General features: G+C 74.1%; 2 protein-coding genes. One reads left to right on the top strand and one right to left on the bottom strand.

Annotated elements, in window-relative coordinates; genetic code table 11:
* A partial coding sequence (locus AB0C29_RS49745) for an asparaginase domain-containing protein (protein ID WP_360835560.1) occupies window positions 1-679 on the bottom strand: 679 nt, incomplete at its 3' end.
* Window positions 680-793: 114 nt separating this feature from the next.
* On the opposite strand from AB0C29_RS49745, the gene AB0C29_RS49740 reads away from it, so the two are divergent.
* On the top strand, window positions 794-1,122 hold a 329-nt coding region (locus AB0C29_RS49740), incomplete at its 3' end, for a hypothetical protein (protein WP_360835558.1).

Below are 1,122 nucleotides of genomic sequence, written 5' to 3'. Positions count from 1 at the left end.
CTTCGAGATCCCGGTCCGGCGCGTCGGCGCCCAGGGCCGCGACGATCAGCGGTACGCGGGGCAGCACGTCCCCGTCCGGCCGGGCCAGCACCACCCGGCTCCCGGCCGTCGCGAAGAACCGCGCCCGGCCCTCGACGACCTGTCCCACCGGCCCGCCCGTCGCCGATACGAAGGCCGCCACGCTGGTCGTGTGCGTCTTGCGGACCCGCGCCGCCGCGTGGACGTCGTCCGCGAACGTCACCAGCACGCCCCGCCCGCGCGCTTCCGGGTCGGCCGCGATGGTCAGGGCCGCCAGCAGGTTCGCCGGTCCGTCCGCCCCGGCCACCAGCGCCGGGCGCATCGCCCCGGTCACCACCACTGGTTCCGGCCGCTCGTGCAGCAGATCCAGCAGGTACGCGCACTCCTCGAGCGTGTCCGTGCCCTGGGTGACCACCACGCCGTCCGCCCCGCCCGCCAGCAGGTCGCTGATCCGCCGCGACAGCGCCATGATGTCCGCCGGGCGCAGGGACGCGCTGGGTACGTTCGCGACGTCGACGAGCGCCAGGTCGAGTCCGAGCGCGGCCGCTCCGGGCACCGCCGAGACCAGGTCGCCGGCGCTGAGAGCCGGTGCGGCCCCGCCGTCGGGCGTCGGCGTCATCGCGATGGTCCCGCCCAGCCCGCACACCACGATCTTCGTCACGGCCGCCACCCTACGCACTGACAACAGACGCACAGGCTGGGCACATGGCCGGCCCAGGCGGACAGCGTTGGGTGGGAGGTAGCACGCGAAGAGCGAGACCTGGGGGTCATTGAGATGCTGGTGCAGCTGAACCGGAACGAGACCAACCGTACGTTCACCCCGAACTCCACCGCGGTGCCGGTGCCCGATCTGAACTCGCTGCGGCGCAGTCCGGTCGTCGCCGTTCTCGGGCAGCGGGGCCGGGTCTCCGCGTTACGTGCGCACCTGCCGGCCGGGTGGGTGCTGCGGTATCCCGGCAGCCTGGACGAGGTGCGGCTCGGCGAGATCGTGCTGTTCAGCGGGGCCACCGAGGCCGATGTGCTGTCCGCGCGGGCCATGCTGCCGGGCCGTACCCGGGTTGTCGCACTGGTCGACGAGGACGCCCCGGCCGAGCTGGTCGCCGC

This window comes from Actinoplanes sp. NPDC048791 (assembly GCF_040650095.1).
Classification (GTDB): Bacteria; Actinomycetota; Actinomycetes; order Mycobacteriales; family Micromonosporaceae; genus Actinoplanes.
The sequence above is the reverse complement of the archived record's forward strand: the minus strand, read 5'-3'. Positions and strand labels throughout refer to the sequence as shown.